At 58.7% G+C, this 15,039-nt stretch carries 15 protein-coding genes and 2 tRNA genes; 8 read left to right on the forward strand and 9 right to left on the reverse strand.

From position 1 onward, the window contains the following. The gene (locus ACR0LI_RS07715; protein ID WP_171633443.1) at nt 1–597 is read left to right on the forward strand and encodes a TadE/TadG family type IV pilus assembly protein; all 597 of its coding nucleotides are present in this window, start codon (nt 1–3) and stop codon (nt 595–597) included. On the opposite strand, the gene ACR0LI_RS07720 is transcribed toward ACR0LI_RS07715, so the two are convergent. Then, nucleotides 559–1,038: a hypothetical protein gene (locus tag ACR0LI_RS07720; RefSeq protein ID WP_171723532.1), complete on the reverse strand. Its 480-nt coding sequence runs from the start codon at nt 1,036–1,038 to the stop codon at nt 559–561. The two genes, ACR0LI_RS07715 and ACR0LI_RS07720, sit on opposite strands and share 39 nt — an antisense overlap. A gap of 157 nt (nt 1,039–1,195) precedes the next feature. Between ACR0LI_RS07720 and ACR0LI_RS07725 the strand changes: the two genes are divergently transcribed. After that, nucleotides 1,196–2,107, forward strand: coding sequence for a pirin family protein (locus tag ACR0LI_RS07725; RefSeq protein ID WP_209833495.1), 912 nt, complete (start codon nt 1,196–1,198; stop codon nt 2,105–2,107). 21 nt (nt 2,108–2,128) lie between these two features. Here ACR0LI_RS07725 and ACR0LI_RS07730 read toward each other — a convergent pair whose 3' ends face one another. After that, nucleotides 2,129–2,716 (reverse strand): TetR/AcrR family transcriptional regulator, encoded by a 588-nt coding sequence (locus tag ACR0LI_RS07730; protein ID WP_480489839.1) that lies wholly within the window; start codon nt 2,714–2,716, stop codon nt 2,129–2,131. A 102-nt stretch (nt 2,717–2,818) separates the two neighbouring features. On the opposite strand from ACR0LI_RS07730, the gene ACR0LI_RS07735 reads away from it, so the two are divergent. The 6 genes from ACR0LI_RS07735 to ACR0LI_RS07760 all read left to right on the forward strand — a co-directional run bounded on the left by ACR0LI_RS07735 (nt 2,819) and on the right by ACR0LI_RS07760 (nt 7,642). After that, complete coding sequence (locus tag ACR0LI_RS07735) at nt 2,819–3,067, forward strand: hypothetical protein (RefSeq protein WP_171170524.1); 249 nt, start codon at nt 2,819–2,821, stop codon at nt 3,065–3,067. 127 nt (nt 3,068–3,194) lie between these two features. Beyond that, entirely contained in the window at nt 3,195–4,481 is a 1,287-nt protein-coding gene (locus tag ACR0LI_RS07740) for a homoserine dehydrogenase (RefSeq protein WP_171633452.1), read from the forward strand. A 69-nt stretch (nt 4,482–4,550) separates the two neighbouring features. Beyond that, nucleotides 4,551–5,534: a class II fructose-bisphosphatase gene (glpX, locus tag ACR0LI_RS07745; protein ID WP_171633455.1), complete on the forward strand. Its 984-nt coding sequence runs from the start codon at nt 4,551–4,553 to the stop codon at nt 5,532–5,534. A 93-nt stretch (nt 5,535–5,627) separates the two neighbouring features. Next, nucleotides 5,628–7,370, forward strand: a complete 1,743-nt coding sequence (gene recJ, locus ACR0LI_RS07750; protein WP_480718277.1) for a single-stranded-DNA-specific exonuclease RecJ — start codon at nt 5,628–5,630, stop codon at nt 7,368–7,370. Nucleotides 7,371–7,468: 98 nt separating this feature from the next. Beyond that, nucleotides 7,469–7,543 (forward strand) — tRNA-Glu (locus tag ACR0LI_RS07755). A gap of 24 nt (nt 7,544–7,567) precedes the next feature. Beyond that, nucleotides 7,568–7,642: transfer RNA gene (locus ACR0LI_RS07760), tRNA-Glu, on the forward strand. Nucleotides 7,643–7,652: 10 nt separating this feature from the next. Here the strand turns inward: ACR0LI_RS07760 and ACR0LI_RS07765 are convergent. Genes ACR0LI_RS07765 through ACR0LI_RS07795 form a run of 7 tightly spaced genes read right to left on the reverse strand, consistent with a single transcriptional unit; the run spans nt 7,653 to nt 15,039 of the window. Next, nucleotides 7,653–9,494 carry a V-type ATP synthase subunit A gene (locus ACR0LI_RS07765; RefSeq protein ID WP_480718278.1) on the reverse strand — a complete coding sequence of 614 codons (1,842 nt, stop codon included), beginning with the start codon at nt 9,492–9,494 and terminating at the stop codon, nt 7,653–7,655. Further along, a complete protein-coding gene (locus ACR0LI_RS07770) occupies nt 9,491–10,183 on the reverse strand; it encodes a hypothetical protein (protein ID WP_480718279.1) in 693 nt (230 codons plus the stop codon). Before ACR0LI_RS07770 ends, ACR0LI_RS07765 begins: the two co-directional genes overlap by 4 nt. 1 nt (nt 10,184) lies before the next feature. Then, nucleotides 10,185–10,862 (reverse strand): hypothetical protein, encoded by a 678-nt coding sequence (locus ACR0LI_RS07775; protein ID WP_171633464.1) that lies wholly within the window; start codon nt 10,860–10,862, stop codon nt 10,185–10,187. Further along, nucleotides 10,862–11,305 carry an ATP synthase subunit C gene (locus tag ACR0LI_RS07780; RefSeq protein ID WP_152457528.1) on the reverse strand — a complete coding sequence of 148 codons (444 nt, stop codon included), beginning with the start codon at nt 11,303–11,305 and terminating at the stop codon, nt 10,862–10,864. Before ACR0LI_RS07780 ends, ACR0LI_RS07775 begins: the two co-directional genes overlap by 1 nt. Beyond that, nucleotides 11,302–13,098, reverse strand: coding sequence for a V-type ATP synthase subunit I (locus ACR0LI_RS07785; protein ID WP_480718280.1), 1,797 nt, complete (start codon nt 13,096–13,098; stop codon nt 11,302–11,304). The genes ACR0LI_RS07780 and ACR0LI_RS07785 overlap by 4 nt, the downstream gene beginning before the upstream one ends. Then, entirely contained in the window at nt 13,095–13,700 is a 606-nt protein-coding gene (locus tag ACR0LI_RS07790) for a V-type ATP synthase subunit D (RefSeq protein WP_210092149.1), read from the reverse strand. Before ACR0LI_RS07790 ends, ACR0LI_RS07785 begins: the two co-directional genes overlap by 4 nt. Beyond that, on the reverse strand, nt 13,678–15,039 hold the full coding sequence (locus tag ACR0LI_RS07795; protein WP_171723541.1) for a V-type ATP synthase subunit B: 1,362 nt from the start codon (nt 15,037–15,039) through the stop codon (nt 13,678–13,680). Before ACR0LI_RS07795 ends, ACR0LI_RS07790 begins: the two co-directional genes overlap by 23 nt.

The following is a 15,039-nucleotide window of genomic DNA, read 5'->3' on the forward strand; positions in this document are numbered from 1 at the left end:
ATGTCTGTACTCCAATATCTGAAAAATCGCGTCAAAGTCTTCAAGAAAGACGAAAGCGGCATACTTACCGTTGAAGCCCTCATGATTTTTCCATTGATGTTATGGACGATCACGTTCACGTTCACTGCATTCGAGGGGTTTCGTCAAAGCGCCTCCAATCTGAAGGCAGCTTATACGATCAGCGATCTGATTTCGCGTGAAACGCGGGCCGTGACCGATGTGTATATCGACTCGCTGCACGATTTGGCAGGCAAGATGGTCAACAACCGGTCAGATGTGAAGATGCGTATTTCTCTGATTATTTACGATGAGGACGATGATCGCCACTACGTTCGCTGGTCGACCGTACGCGGCTTTGATCAGGAATGGGATGACAACAGGATCGATGAAATCGAAGACCGCCTGCCGCCAATGCCCAATCAGGACACCGTTATTCTGGTTGAAACGTCCAATGAATACATCCCCACATTCAGACCGGGCTGGGATTTTGCGACAGGTATCACCTTTGAGAACTTCATCTTTACCCGTCCCCGCTTTACAAACGAAGTTGCTTGTAACTTAACTCAGACCCCGTTCGTCTGCACAAATAGCGGATAGAATTTCGGACATGAACTTGGCCTCGGCGGCAGATGTCATGCCGCCCACGCCAACCCGGCGACCGATCCGCCACCACAAGCCGGGGGCCCATTGGTTCGTATCTTTGAGCTTGGTGCGAACCAGAAAACCGTTTGACGGCTTGAACGCAAACACACCGCGATCCACCGATTCAATATCAGCCACCTTCGCGATCAATCGGCCTGACCCGGTACGCAATTCCGACTGTGTCAGTTCAATATGGTCCTGGGTCGCGTGCCATACACGATAGGCCAGCCAAAGCGACGCGCCCCCTACAGCAAAAAGAAATACTTGCCACGCCGGTTCGGGCGGCGATGCCAAAGCGACGTATGTGACCAGCATCCCAACCGTCGACAGCATCCCTACTCCGATCCACCGTCTGGGGGATGATGCCTGAATCGTTGCCAGCACTTCGTCCTGCATGGATGTCTCCTGTCCGTTCCGCTTCGACTTAGCGATTTTCCGGGGGAAACAACAGGGCTTTGGTTGCGCAGCAAATTTGCACAGCTCCGGTTAATTGACGCTGATTGACCGCATTCACGCAGGGGTTACATGCTGATCAAACGAACCGGAGGCGAATATGTCCCTTAGACCCACACTTGAAACACGCAGGGCCACCCCGACGATGGAAGGGGCTGGCGTGAAACTTCACCGCGCATTCGGGTTTCAGGACCCGTCCGAACTTGATCCATTCCTGCTGTTTGACGATTTCAGGAACGAACGCCCGCAGGACTATCAGGCCGGTTTTCCCTGGCATCCGCATCGCGGAATCGAGACGATTACCTATGTTCTGGCCGGATCGGTCGAGCACTCGGATTCGCTGGGCAACACCGGCACTTTGGGCGCGGGCGACGTGCAGTGGATGACGGCGGGGTCCGGAATCCTGCATCAGGAAATGCCGCAGGGAAACACCTCGGGGCAGATGCACGGGTTTCAGCTTTGGGGCAACCTGCCTTCGGATCAGAAGATGACTGCCCCGCGCTATCAGGATGTTCAAAGCAAGGATATCCCCGAAGTCACTGATGACGACGGCACCACCGTTCGGGTGATTGTCGGAGAGTTCTGGGGCAAAACCGGCCCCGTGGACGGCATCGCGGCAGATCCACAATATCTGGACATCTCGGTTCCCGCGGGTGTGAAGAAGACCTTCCGCATCGACACTTACCGCCGAGCCTTTGCCTATGTCTTTCAAGGTCAGGCAGCCTTTGCAGATGCGTCACGCCCGTCCGGTGTGCTGTTGGAAAAAGAGGTCGCCGGGCAAGAGGTGAATATCCGGGATATGTCGGGCGACCGCACGCTTGTCCGTTTCGGGACGGGGGACGAAATCACCGTTCAGGCTGGCCCCGAAGGCGTGCGGTTTCTGTTGATCTCGGGGGCTCCGATCAATGAGCCCGTCGCATGGCACGGGCCTATTGTGATGAACACGCGGGCCGAACTGGAACAAGCCTTTCGGGAGTTGCGTAACGGGACCTTCATTCGCCCTGCGCACTGACACAGTGACGGTCTGGCCCTGTCAGGCCGTCACCGCCTTATGCACCATGTTCCAATAAATCTGTTCGACCTCGTCCAGTGACAGTCGCCCTCCGGACCTGTACCAGGTCATCACACCGTTCAACATGGCAATCACCGCCAGCGTGGCGATCTTGGTGTCCGGTATCGCAAACTGACCAGCCTTCTGGCCAGAGTGAAGGATGTCTTCCAACGCGTTTTCATACTGACGCCGAAGATCTTCGATTTCGGCGAAGTTCCCGGGTGAGAGGTTGCGCAGTTCCATATAGGCGATGAACACCTCGTCCGGGCGTTGCAGGTGGAAACGTATGTGAAAACCGACAAATCGGCGCAACGCTTGCTGGCAGTCATCGCAGCGCTCCAGCGCTTTGAGCGCCGAAAGCAGATCCTGCATATGCTCTCGCATCAACCGATACAGCAAACTCTGCTTGTCCGGCGTGTAATTGTATAGCGCCCCCGCCTGAACGCCGACCTCTTTCGCGATCTGCCGCATCGAAACCGCCGCATAACCGTGGCGGGCAAACAGGTTCAGGGCCGCCTTTCGAATGCGCGGGCCTGTGATATCAGAGTGGGAGCCTTGAGTACGTGCCATCCGCCCACAGTATCTGAACAAATGTTCATATAGAACCCCGCTTGATCGGCGCCGGCAAAAGGTGCATCACGAAAGGACGAACGAAACCGAAAAGCGTGCCACATGAAACTGCTGCCTGTTCTGCCTATTATTCTTGTGTTTGCCGGGTGTTCAGACTTTCCCGAACTTGAAGGCAGTGAACCGGCCTCGGTCAAATCGGCCCCCTACCCGCGTCTTATTCCGGTGCAGGAAACGTTGGGGCCTTCGATTGATCCCGTCAGCCAGGCCGCAGAGGTGGAAGAAGACCTGACGCAGCGCAGCGAGGCGCTGGCGAAAAAGGCTCAGGCGTTGCAAAACGCGCAAACCAACTAAAGCGTGACATTTGACCTCGACAATCCCCCGGTGACGGATTGCACCCTTGGCCTGAACCCGATAAGGCAGCGCTGATCGGGCAGGCGTCCGAATTCAGACAAGTTTCGAGCGGAAAGGAACCCACGACATGACACAGGCACTGCGGCTGGGAATTGCGGGCTTGGGAACTGTCGGCGTGGGTGTCGTCAAAATTGTTCGCCGCCATGCAGATTTGCTGAAGGCGCGCACGGGCCGGTCGATTGAAATCGTGGCCGTATCGGCGCGGGATCCGAACAAGGACCGCGGTGTGAACCTGTCGGATTATGCCTGGGAAACCGACCCGGTTGCGCTGGCGAAACGAGATGATATCGATGTCTATGTCGAACTGATGGGCGGTGAAAACGGTCCGGCCAAGGCCTCGGTCGAAGCCGCGCTGGCCAGCGGCAAAGACGTCGTGACCGCCAACAAGGCATTGCTGGCCATTCACGGGCAGGAACTGGCCGAACAGGCCGAAGCTGCTGGCCGCGTCATCCGGTTTGAGGCCGCAGTCGCGGGCGGTATCCCCGTCATCAAATCCCTGACCGAGGGGCTGGCCGGAAACGAGATCACACGCGTGATGGGCGTGATGAACGGTACCTGCAACTACATTCTGACCCGGATGCAATCGCAGCGTCAGGGCTATAACGCCCTTTTCGATGAATGTGCAGAACTTGGGTATCTTGAGGCCGACCCCAATCTGGATGTCGGTGGCATCGACGCCGCGCACAAACTGGCTTTGCTGGCCTCGATCGCTTTTGGCACCAAGCCGAATTTTGACGGGATTGAGATCGAAGGCATTCAGCAAATCAGCCTCGACGATATCGACCAGGCCGAGGATATGGGCTTTCGCATCAAACTGCTGGGCGTGGCACAGCGCACCGCGCGCGGGCTGGAACAACGCATGCAGCCTTGCCTTGTGCCCAGCGACTCGCCCTTGGGGCAATTGGAAGGCGGCACCAACATGGTGGTGATCGAAGGCGACGCGGTTGAACAGGTTGTTCTGCGCGGCCCCGGTGCGGGTGAAGGCCCGACGGCCAGCGCCGTGATGGGCGACGTGTGCGATCTGGCACGCGGGCTGCAAATCCCGACCTTTGGCCGACCGGCCAAATCGCTTGAGGCTGCGGCCCCCGCCGTCACGGGCCTGCCAGCGCCTTATTATCTGCGGCTGGGTCTGCTGGATAAACCGGGCGCACTGGCCAAGGTTGCAGCCATTCTGGGCGATGCCGGTGTTTCCATAGACAGGATGCGCCAGTACGCCCATGCCGAAAGCACGGCGCCTGTGCTGATCGTCACCCACAAGACCACCCGCGCCGCGCTGGACGTTGCGCTGGACGGGTTCCTGGAAACGGATGTGGTTGCCGGTGCCCCCGTCGCGTTGCGGATTGAAGAGGTTTGAACTTGCGACCTGTATGAAACGCAAGCTATGCCGATAGAAACGGCTTAAATGACCAGAGGATACATGACAATGAGTGCTGCCAAAACCGATTTCAACGACCGCCTGCTGTCTCTGGGGCTGGCAAGGGTGGCGGAACAGGCTGCGCTGGCCTCGGCTTCGCTGGTGGGGCGTGGTGACGAGAAAGCCGCCGATCAGGCCGCCGTAAATGCGATGCGCGAACAGCTGAACCTGCTGGACATAGCTGGCGTCGTGGTGATCGGCGAAGGCGAACGCGACGAAGCTCCGATGCTTTATATTGGCGAAGAAGTCGGCACCGGAAACGGCCCCGGCGTGGACATCGCGCTGGATCCGCTGGAAGGCACAACACTGACCGCAAAGGATATGCCCAACGCGCTGACCGTGATTGCCATGGGCCCGCGCGGCTCGATGCTGCATGCGCCCGACGTTTACATGGACAAGCTGGCTGTTGGTCCGGGCCTGCCCGAGGGTGTCGTCAATCTGGACATGTCTCCACGTGAACGGGTGGAAGCCTTGGCAAAGGCCAAGAACTGCAAGCCTGCGGACATCACCGTCTGCATTCTTGAACGCCCGCGTCACGAGGCGATGATCGCCGAAGTGCGCGAAACCGGAGCATCGATCCGCCTGATCACCGATGGTGACGTGGCAGGTGTCATGCATTGCGCAGAAAGCGAAGTGACCGGCATCGACATGTATATGGGCCAGGGTGGCGCCCCCGAAGGCGTGCTTGCCGCTGCCGCGCTGAAATGCATGGGCGGTCAGATCTTTGGTCGCCTGTTGTTCCGCAACGATGACGAGCGGGGCCGTGCTGCCAAGGCGGGCATCACCGATCTGGACCGGGTCTATTCGCGCGATGAAATGGTGACCGCGGATGTGATCTTTGCCGCAACGGGTGTAACCGGCGGCTCTCTGTTGCCGCGCATCAAGCGCGAGCCGGGTTGGGTGGAAACCACGACGTTGCTGATGCGTTCAAAGACCGGGTCCGTACGCCGCATGTCGTATCGCACCCCCACGTGGCCGCACGATAACGCCTAACGGCTTGCGCCGTTGCCTCCGGCGGGAGTATTTGGGAAAAGATGAAAAGGCCGGGTCCGAAAGGATCCGGCCTTGGTTCACAAGGGGCAGGCAATGGGTTTTCTTGGCGTAGAACAATCACTGACCGGGCGGCGCTGGGTTGGCCCGGAAGCCGAGCTGGAACGGGCTGCCGAGATGATGACACAACAGACCGACCTGCCGCGTGCGGTATGTCAGGTTCTGGCCCGTCGTGGCGTGCCGGTCATGGAGGCGCGCGGCTTTCTGGACCCCAAGCTCAAAGAGCTGCTGCCAGATCCCCGCGATATGAAGGACATGGAAACGGCGGCGGCGCGTTTTCTGGACGCCGTACGCCATCGCCAGAAAATCGCGGTGTTCGCGGATTACGATGTTGACGGCGGCTGTTCTGCCGCGCTGTTGCTGGTTTGGCTTCGGCAGATGGGGTTGCAGGCGACGCTTTATGTGCCGGATCGGATTGATGAGGGATATGGTCCGAATGTTCCGGCAATGCGGGAACTGGCAACCAGCCACGACCTGATCATTTGCGTCGATTGCGGCACGCTCAGCCATGAACCGATTGCCGCAGCCACGGGGGCGGACGTGATTGTTCTGGATCACCACCTCGGCGGCGAAACCCTGCCGGATTGCATTGCAGTCGTGAATCCCAACCGGCAAGATGAAAGCGGTGATCTGGGCTATTTCTGCGCGGCGGGTGTCGTGTTTCTGATGCTGGTCGAAGCAGGCCGCCAGCTGCGCGCGGCAGGCGCAAAAGGGCCTGACCTGATATCGATGCTGGATCTGGTGGCCCTGGCAACCGTAGCTGACGTTGCGCCTTTGATCGGTGCCAATCGCGCCCTGGTTCGACAAGGCCTGAAAGTGATGGCGCAAAGGCAACGCCCCGGACTTGTCGCGTTGTCCGATGTCTCGCGCATGGACACGGCGCCCAACAGCTATCACCTGGGTTTTCTGCTTGGCCCCCGCGTGAACGCAGGTGGTCGCATCGGGCAGGCCGATCTGGGCGCCCGCCTGCTGAGCACGGATTCCCTGCACGAGGCACAAGCCCTGTCCGAACGTCTGGACGCGCTGAACACGGAACGCCGGGATATTGAAAACGCCGTGCGCGCCGCCGCGATGGAGCAGGCCGAGGGTCGCGGGCTCGACGCGCCCCTGGTCTGGGCCGCCGGTGAAGGCTGGCATCCGGGTGTGGTGGGCATCGTGGCGTCTCGTTTGAAGGAAACCGCCAACCGTCCGGCCATCGTGATCGGCTTTGACGGTGATGAGGGTAAAGGCTCGGGGCGTTCGGTCTCGGGCGTGGATCTGGGGGCGTCGATCCAGCGGCTCGCGGCCGAAGGGTTGCTGGTCAAGGGTGGCGGTCACAAGATGGCCGCTGGGCTTACCGTCATGCGCGACAAACTGGAACCCGCCATGGAGCGCCTCAGCGAGCTGCTGGCAAAACAAGGCGCAGGTCAGGGCGGCCCTGCCGATATGAAGCTGGAAGGCGCCCTTATGCCGGGTGCCGCGACAGTGGACCTTGTCGAACAGATCGAACAGGCCGGACCGTTTGGTGCCGGAGCCCCTGCCCCGCGATACGCACTTCCGGATCTTCAGGTGCGTTTTGCCAAACGTGTCGGGGAAACGCACCTGAAGTTGTCATTATCCGATGGCATGGGTGGTGGGCTGGATGCGATTGCCTTTGGTGCCTTTGACGGTCCGATGGGCGAGAGACTGTCAAATCATGGTGGCGCACGCTTTCATTTTGCAGGCCGGCTTGAGGTGAACACCTGGGGCGGGCGGCAATCCGTGCAGCTCAGGCTCGAGGACGCGGCAGAGGCAAATTGACGTCTCGCTCGGACGGCGTAAAAAACTTTCTCATCCCTGCGTTTTTCGGCTTGCGGGGGTCACGGTGAAACCGTAAAAGGCCCTCCACAAGCCAGCGTGGCCCGTTCGTCTATCGGTTAGGACGCCAGGTTTTCAACCTGGAAAGAGGGGTTCGATTCCCCTACGGGCTGCCACTTGTGCTTGCGTCACTACCATGTGGCCCGTTCGTCTATCGGTTAGGACGCCAGGTTTTCAACCTGGAAAGAGGGGTTCGATTCCCCTACGGGCTACCATTTCTCCTGATCAAACCCCGAACTTTTCTCGGCACAGGTTCTCGATCTTTTGCCAGGTGGATTTGTATTCGGGTGTGTTTTCTGTCGCGTAGTGAAAGTTTTTCATCAGCCCGGTCAGTTGCGTAAACACCTGCCTTACCTCGGCCTTGTCGACAAAGACCGCCTTGGATTGCGTCACATCATACACAAGCTTGAACGTCTTTATCTGCCGTTCAAGCGGCACTGTCGCATCGACTGTGTCAAATGCGTCCTGCTGCAAGTAGACCATATCGACGAACAAGGCTTTCTGTTGGGTTACAAAGTCGTCAATTGTGACGCCCTCTTCCCCAGTGACCTGCATCATCTGATCGACCTGTTCGCCTTTTTCGATCAGGGCCAACAGGGTGCGCACTTTGGCTGTCCACCCCGGTTCGGCGTTCCTGTCATACCAGTCGGACAATTGGTCAGTATACCGAGACCAGCTGAGCATCGGATCGACCGCTGGATAAAATCGCTTGTAGGCGCGTTCGGATGACAACCCGAGGAAACACTTGACCGTCGACAAGGTCGACTGGGTTACCGGCTCGTCAAAATTGCCTCCAGCAGGCGAAACCGTTCCGATCAGCGTCAGGCTGCCAAGATCGCCGTCATTCGTTTTCAGCGCCCCGGCACGTTCGTACAAACCCTTGATCGAGCTTTCCAGATAGGCCGGGAACCCCTCTTCGCCCGGGATCTCTTCGAGCTTGCCCGAGGTCTCGCGCATGGCTTGCGCCCACCGGCTGGTGCTGTCGGCGATCAACAAGACATCATAGCCCATCTGGCGGTAGTATTCCCCCAACGTGATCCCGGTGAAGATCGACGCCTCGCGCGCGGCAACCGGCATGGATGACGTGTTGCAGATGATGATCGTCCGATCCATCAGGCTGCCACCGGTGGTTGGATCGGTCATCTTCGGAAATTCCTCGATGGTCTCGACCACCTCACCTGCACGTTCGCCGCAGGCCACGACGATCACGATATCAACTTTCGCGTTCCGTGCGATCAGGTTTTGCAGCACGGTCTTGCCCGCACCGAACGGCCCGGGAATACAGGCGGTGCCGCCGCGTGCAATCGGAAAGAACGTGTCGATCAGCCGTTGCGACGTCAGAACCGGTTCCGTGGGATACAACCGCTCGGACAGTGCGCGCTTCAGTATGTTTTCCGGCAATGGTCGCCGAACCGGCCATTTCTGCAAAAGCGTCAGCGTTTGCTCGCCACCGTCTTCGTCTTCCAGGCGGGCCACGATGTCATGGATCGTGGCCGCGCCTTTTTGCACCCAGACCACCTTGTACGCGCCGGTCCAGTTGAACGGCAGCATGATCTTGTGGCTGAAATGGCCTTCGGGCACCGTTCCGATACTGTCCCCGGCAGTGACCGTGTCGCCCACCTTAACGGACGGCGTAAAGGACCATTTCGCGTTTTCATCCAAGGGCGCGACATCTGCGCCGCGCGGCAGGAAGGTACCAAATGCTGCCGCCACCTTGGGCAAAGGCGACTGCAACCCGTCAAACACCTGCCCCAGCAGCCCCGGACCCAGCTCTACCGACAAGAGCTGACCTGATTGCTCCACCGGGTCGTCGACCGCCACCCCATCAGTGCTTTCATAGACCTGAACGTCCGCCATATCCCCACGTACGCGCAGCACTTCGCCCTTGAGCCTTTCCTGACGCCCACCGGGACCGGAACGCGAAGGCAATATGTAAACCACTTCGTTTTTGACCAGTTGACCGGGGTGGCCGGTCGCGTCCGGATTGGCCTGTATCCGCACAAGCCCTTCCTGAACCAGGACGACGCGTGCGGTCGATGAATGTTTGGCTGAGATTGGGGCTGTCATGCGCTTGCTCCCTCAAAATCGACATCAGCGAAGTCGGCCATGGCCTGTTGTGCCAGTTTCTCAAATCTCTTGGCGGCTTCCGCAGCGCTGCTTTGCGCCCAGCGGTCGAAGATGTTCCAGATCAGAACGTAGATGGCGACCGCCTCGAAATCGAACATGTGACGAGCCGCGTGCCGCTTGAGCTGCTTGTGGCTTATCGACAAAAGCAGACGTTCCAGACCCAGCGGATCTTCGTTTTCCAGCAATTGGGTTGCCTCTTTGATCCAGGGCATGAGCCGTTCCAGCCGAAAGCTGGGATCACCCCAATTGGCGGGGATGTGGCGGCTCCATCGTCCGACTCCGAATGCGCCTGAAGGTGCTGTTTCTCCGCGTTTCCGCAATCGCAGCGCCGCGACCACAGAGCGTAGTTCCATGCGTTCCATGAGAAGTTTACGCAAGGTGGGCTGAGGGATGTCCACCATCGCTTGTTTGCAGCGCTGGATCGCCTGTGCGTCGGTGACATCCATGTCGTAGGCGTTCCAGCTCAACGCGTGCTCGAGGATCTTCAGAACTTTGCTGTCCTCCGGTGTCAAAGCCGTCAATCGACGGTCCAGCCTGATACGTGACAAGGGCGGCTGCCTGGCAACGAACAACCGTTCCGAACCCGGAAGGCTGCACATCAACGCGATATAGGCGTCCTGCTTTGACATCTCAGCGGATGACCCCTTCCAGAACGGCGCGGAACCGGGGCTGCAAATGCTCCATCAACAGCGACGCCACCGCCTTATCCGTCAGGTCCAGAACAACACCCTGATCTTCTGCGCGAACGCGGATGCCTTCCTGCACGTCATCGGCTGCGTGCAACTCGATATTCTCGCGCAGCATCTTCGCAGTCAGCCCAAGAACATATTTTGTCAGCTTGCCGGATTGAATGTCATCGGCGTTTTGCTTGATGTCTTCCTGCGTGGCGACCCGGGCAGGAAGAACGACGGAAACCCTGCCATTCAAATTTGCACCTTCCCCGGCCCGGCCTACCACCTCGAGGATCATCTGCCTCAGAAGCTCGGGATCGGACATCTCTTTGGTCACGAGGCGTTCGACGTCTGCCCTGAAGCGATCCGTCAGACCCGCCTTCATGGTCAGCACGGCATCCCGCATCGCCGTGTTCAATGCTTCTTCGCCGGCGGCCCTGTAATTATCTGTCTCCGTGCGGGCTTTCTTTTTCAACTCATCGGCTTCGCGCTTTGCCTCTGCCACGATGCGCGCGGCTTCGGCCTTGGCGTCTGCGCGCAATTTCTCGGCTTCGGCCTGACCAGCGGCAACCCCATCGTTGCGCAATTTGTCGATCAGCGCGTCAACCCCATGCGCAATCGTTCTGTCTTGTGCCATCAGCTGATCCCCGCACTGATGACCAACGCAAACACGAACGCAAAAACACCAAACCCTTCGATGATCGCGGCAGGGGCCAGAGCAAGGCCAAAAATCTCGGGCTTTTCCTTGGTCGCATTGATCGCAGCTGCACAGGCCCGACCCTGCCAGATGCCGCAATACATCAGCGCGATACCCGACAGGATGCCAATACCGAACAGACCGCCCGCGTTTTCAGGTGTCACGTCGCGGTTCAGGGTGAACATGATGACGATCCCATAGATGACCATCGTTGAGGGAAACGCGGATACACCCACGAAACGGCCATAGCCGCCCTCGGTTTCCGTCATGGCCCCGATACTGGCCATACCGGCGATCGAACACCCTATGGCGCTGGCCGCAGCCCCCAACGCCATTGGCGCATAGATACCCAGCCAACCCAGTGTAAGAACAAGCTCATTCATTCCTGAACCTCCTTGCGGGCAAATGGACGAAAGATGACACCTTCATCCGGCAGACCCCATTTAAAGAATTCGATGTAATTGAGACGCAAGCCGTGCACGACGCCGCTCATCATCGCGAGCGCGAAGTTCAATACATGACCTATGATCAATATCAGCAGCCCAAACAGAATGCCCGGCCCCCTAAGGGCCTGCATGACCGACACCGCCAGATCATTTAACGTGATCGCCAGCGAGGCCGAAGCAAGGCCCAACGCGAAAAGACGCATATAGCTGAGAACATCCCCAAACGCGCCCATCGCCCCGGCAAGGCTTTGAACCCCTTCGAGCAAACGCCAGATCCAGTCCATCGGCCGCTGGATGACCCGCTCGCTGGAAAACAGGACAATCGCCACGATGCCGGCGGTCAGGATGGCTGCGCCCGGCACCGGAGACTTGCCGTTCATGTAGCCCAGCCAAAGGACAAACCCGCCGATCAGGGCCGCAATCCAGGCCAGATTGGCAACCGCCTTGCGTTGCCCCCACGCCACACGGGCCGCAAGGGCGTTGGCCAGGACAAGGTGGATAACGCCAACGACGATCGAGACCATCATCATCGCGCCGAAATCGTTCAAATCCAGCACCTTGAGCCTTGCCCAAATCGAGTCCGCAGCCGGTGATACCCCAAAATAGCTGCCCACCATGACCCCGTAAAATATCGTAACAGCCGAGATGATCAGGCCGAACAGACGCCAGGATCTTTGACCAGCGGTGCGGTCCATCCGTCTCCAAAAGGCCAGCACCGCCAGCAGGATGACAGCACCGTACCCGGCATCCGCCACGATCATGGCAAAGAAGATCGCGAAGGACGTCGAGACGATGACGCTGGGATCCCAGTCCTGATATCCGGGCACTTGATAGAACAGCGCCAGATCGACAGCGGCCCTGCGGTTTTCAGGCTGCTCTAGCAAGGTCGGAGGCGCGTCGCCCGGCCCCGGATCTTCAATCAGGACGGCCGAGCCCTTGGCGTTTGCCATGGCAAGAACAGCATCCACCTGATCCACGGGAACCCACCCCTGCAAAGCAAATAGTGCCTCTTCGTCGCGTACTTTCTGCGTTGCATGGGCAAGCTCGGCGGCACTTTCGGCGACGGACAGGTTCCGGCGCATCAATGTCAGATAGCGCGTCAGCGCCACGCGTTCGGCTTCCAACGCCTCGAGGGCGATCTCGGCCTCTTCCAACTGGGCCTCAAGCTCGTGTACCGGCAGCGAACCGACATGGGTTCGCGGAACAGGAAGAACACCATCATCGGGTTCGTCAGGTGAAATCAGAACGGCGTAAAGGTACCGGTGATCTTCCTCCAATATTGCCCAAGGAAGCTTGACCTCGGACATGGCATCCCGGTGCTTCAGCGGCAGCTGATAGAACCACAGCCTGTTGCCAGCCAGCGCATCGGTCGGCGGAAAATCCAAATCACCCCAGGGTCGCACCTGGGCGATGCGATGCGCCAGAAAGTCACGCCGGTCCATCGTATCCCGAACGCGCCGCATGAGGTCGGTCACCTCGCGCACGAAACGATCCATGTCGAAATCAGGCGCACGCTGGACCTGGCGGCGCGGGTCAGGCACTTCTGCAAGGAAACGCAATGCCTTATACGCCTCTCTTGCACCGCGCTCACTGATCTTTTCCGGCTCTTTCGGTGCGGGAACAAGCGGCAAAACATGCATGCAGCCAAGGGCCTGAAGCGCCTCAAGCGTTTCCGCCTTTCGGGCAGCAGGCCCGATCAGAGACATCTTTTTCAGACGCGCAACGCTCATATCAAAGCCTCCTGCGCGTGTTTGCGTTTCGATATCTTCGACCGCACAACGGCCTGCATCTGTTCGTCGCTCAGGTAAATGCGGATTTTCTTGATGTTGGCTTTGGCGCGCGGGATCAGAACCTTTTCGAACAAGTTTACCCGCTGGGTAATGGTGGCCACCGCCTTGTCAAAGATTCGAACGCGTTCTTCGGCAATCTTCACCCGCACCCGCGCTTCGATGACGTCGTGCAGCAAAAGCGCAGCGGCATCGACCCAATGGGGCTTGGCCAAAACGGAATACGGGCGCACCACCAACTCGATCCGATCAAGGTCAGGCAGTTTGACCCCTACCACATTGACCTCTTTGACCTTGTAGTCCTTGAGTTTGACCAGCCCATCCAGAGCGACACCCTGCTGGGCCAGCATCGGCAGCTTTTCGCCAACCTGCTGCACCAACGCCTGCACATTTTGCTCAAGGCGGTCGACCTCTTCCCGGGCCCGGACCCGTTCAGCCATCAACTGTTGTCTCTTCAGGTCCAGCGACGGCAGGAACCGCTCATAGCTTTTCAGCTGCGTCTGCTCGCGCGCAAGCGACGATTTATTCAGCTGCAACCGCGCCATTGGCATCCTTCGGGAAATACTTGTCGATCAACGCCTGCTTCATCAGCAACTGTTCCGGCGCAAAACACTCTGCCAGCGTCTTCCAACCCAGATCCAGCGCCTCTTCCAGCGGGATCGAAACATTGATGTCCATGAACCGAGACCGGAACAGGCCGCCGAATTTCAGCAATTGGTGATCATAGTCTGACAGGTCGAAGGCCATCGCCTGTTTTTGCGAGGCATCGCGGCTTTCAGAATAGAAACGGATCATCGTGTTCATGATCTGCCCGTGATCTTCACGGGTGCTCTTGCCGATCACGTTCTGCTTGAGGCGCGACAGGCTGCCGAACGGATCGATCACGCCGGAATGCAGATAGAACTGCCCTTCGGTGATATAGCCGGTGTTGTCAGGCACCGGGTGGGTTACGTCGTTGCCGGGCATGGTCGTGACGGTCAGAACCGTGACCGACCCGCCTTTGGCATAGTCACAGGCTTTTTCGTATCGGCGCGCAAGCTGCGAATACAGGTCCCCCATATAGCCGCGCTGAGATGGCACCCTCTCCTGACTGATGCCTACCTCTTTCATCGCGTCAGCATAGGCGGTCATGTCCGTCAGCAGGACCAGCACGCGTTTGCCCTCTTCCACAGCGAATTTCTCGGCCACTGCCAATGCCATGTCCGGCACCAGCAGACGTTCGACCAAAGGATCCATCGCCTGATTGACGAACATGACGGTGCGCGAAAACACACCTGCATCTTCGAAAGAGGTGCGAAACGTGTGGTAGTCGTCAAAAATCAGCCCCAGCCCGCCAAAGATCACGATATCCGCGTCGGCCTGAATACCGATTCGGCTGAGGAACGCGTTGAATGGCTCGCCTGAAACCGAGAAGATCGGAATTTTCTGGCTCTCGACCAATGTGTTGAACACGTCGATCATCGGCACATCCGTGCGGATCATTCTGTTTGGAACCGCGCGTTCCGCCGGATTGACGGTCGGTCCGCCAATATCGATGTGCGGTTCCGCAGACAGGTCGGGGCCTCCATCAATGGCCACACCGGCGCCATCAAAAACGCGGCCCAGAATGTTGGCCGAATAAGGTGTCTGCATCGGGTGACCGAGAAAGGTTGCCGTTGCTTCGGTCGATATGCCCTTGGTGCCGGAAAACACTTGCAACGTGACGACATCGCGGTCGATGAAGATCGTCTGAGCCAGTGTTTTTCGGCCATCCACCGTCTCGATCACAGCGAGGTCGTTGAACCGGACAGCCGGCCCCCCCTTGCTCTGGATCGGAACCCGGACCTTGATTGTGTCCCCGACGATTTCCAGAACACGCGTGTACTTCAACAGACTTCGGGACAT

It is taken from the genome of Ruegeria sp. CL7, assembly GCF_056536445.1.

What these genes read in the sequence shown, in the direction of transcription:
- ACR0LI_RS07715 (WP_171633443.1), top strand. Translation starts at nt 1, where the DNA reads ATGTCTGTACTCCAATATCTGAAAAATCGCGTCAAAGTCTTCAAGAAA.
- ACR0LI_RS07720 (WP_171723532.1), bottom strand. Translation starts at nt 1,038, where the DNA reads ATGCAGGACGAAGTGCTGGCAACGATTCAGGCATCATCCCCCAGACGG.
- ACR0LI_RS07725 (WP_209833495.1), top strand. Translation starts at nt 1,196, where the DNA reads ATGTCCCTTAGACCCACACTTGAAACACGCAGGGCCACCCCGACGATG.
- ACR0LI_RS07730 (WP_480489839.1), bottom strand. Translation starts at nt 2,716, where the DNA reads ATGGCACGTACTCAAGGCTCCCACTCTGATATCACAGGCCCGCGCATT.
- ACR0LI_RS07735 (WP_171170524.1), top strand. Translation starts at nt 2,819, where the DNA reads ATGAAACTGCTGCCTGTTCTGCCTATTATTCTTGTGTTTGCCGGGTGT.
- ACR0LI_RS07740 (WP_171633452.1), top strand. Translation starts at nt 3,195, where the DNA reads ATGACACAGGCACTGCGGCTGGGAATTGCGGGCTTGGGAACTGTCGGC.
- glpX (WP_171633455.1), top strand. Translation starts at nt 4,551, where the DNA reads ATGAGTGCTGCCAAAACCGATTTCAACGACCGCCTGCTGTCTCTGGGG.
- recJ (WP_480718277.1), top strand. Translation starts at nt 5,628, where the DNA reads ATGGGTTTTCTTGGCGTAGAACAATCACTGACCGGGCGGCGCTGGGTT.
- ACR0LI_RS07765 (WP_480718278.1), bottom strand. Translation starts at nt 9,494, where the DNA reads ATGACAGCCCCAATCTCAGCCAAACATTCATCGACCGCACGCGTCGTC.
- ACR0LI_RS07770 (WP_480718279.1), bottom strand. Translation starts at nt 10,183, where the DNA reads ATGTCAAAGCAGGACGCCTATATCGCGTTGATGTGCAGCCTTCCGGGT.
- ACR0LI_RS07775 (WP_171633464.1), bottom strand. Translation starts at nt 10,862, where the DNA reads ATGGCACAAGACAGAACGATTGCGCATGGGGTTGACGCGCTGATCGAC.
- ACR0LI_RS07780 (WP_152457528.1), bottom strand. Translation starts at nt 11,305, where the DNA reads ATGAATGAGCTTGTTCTTACACTGGGTTGGCTGGGTATCTATGCGCCA.
- ACR0LI_RS07785 (WP_480718280.1), bottom strand. Translation starts at nt 13,098, where the DNA reads ATGAGCGTTGCGCGTCTGAAAAAGATGTCTCTGATCGGGCCTGCTGCC.
- ACR0LI_RS07790 (WP_210092149.1), bottom strand. Translation starts at nt 13,700, where the DNA reads ATGGCGCGGTTGCAGCTGAATAAATCGTCGCTTGCGCGCGAGCAGACG.
- ACR0LI_RS07795 (WP_171723541.1), bottom strand. Translation starts at nt 15,039, where the DNA reads ATGTCCCGAAGTCTGTTGAAGTACACGCGTGTTCTGGAAATCGTCGGG.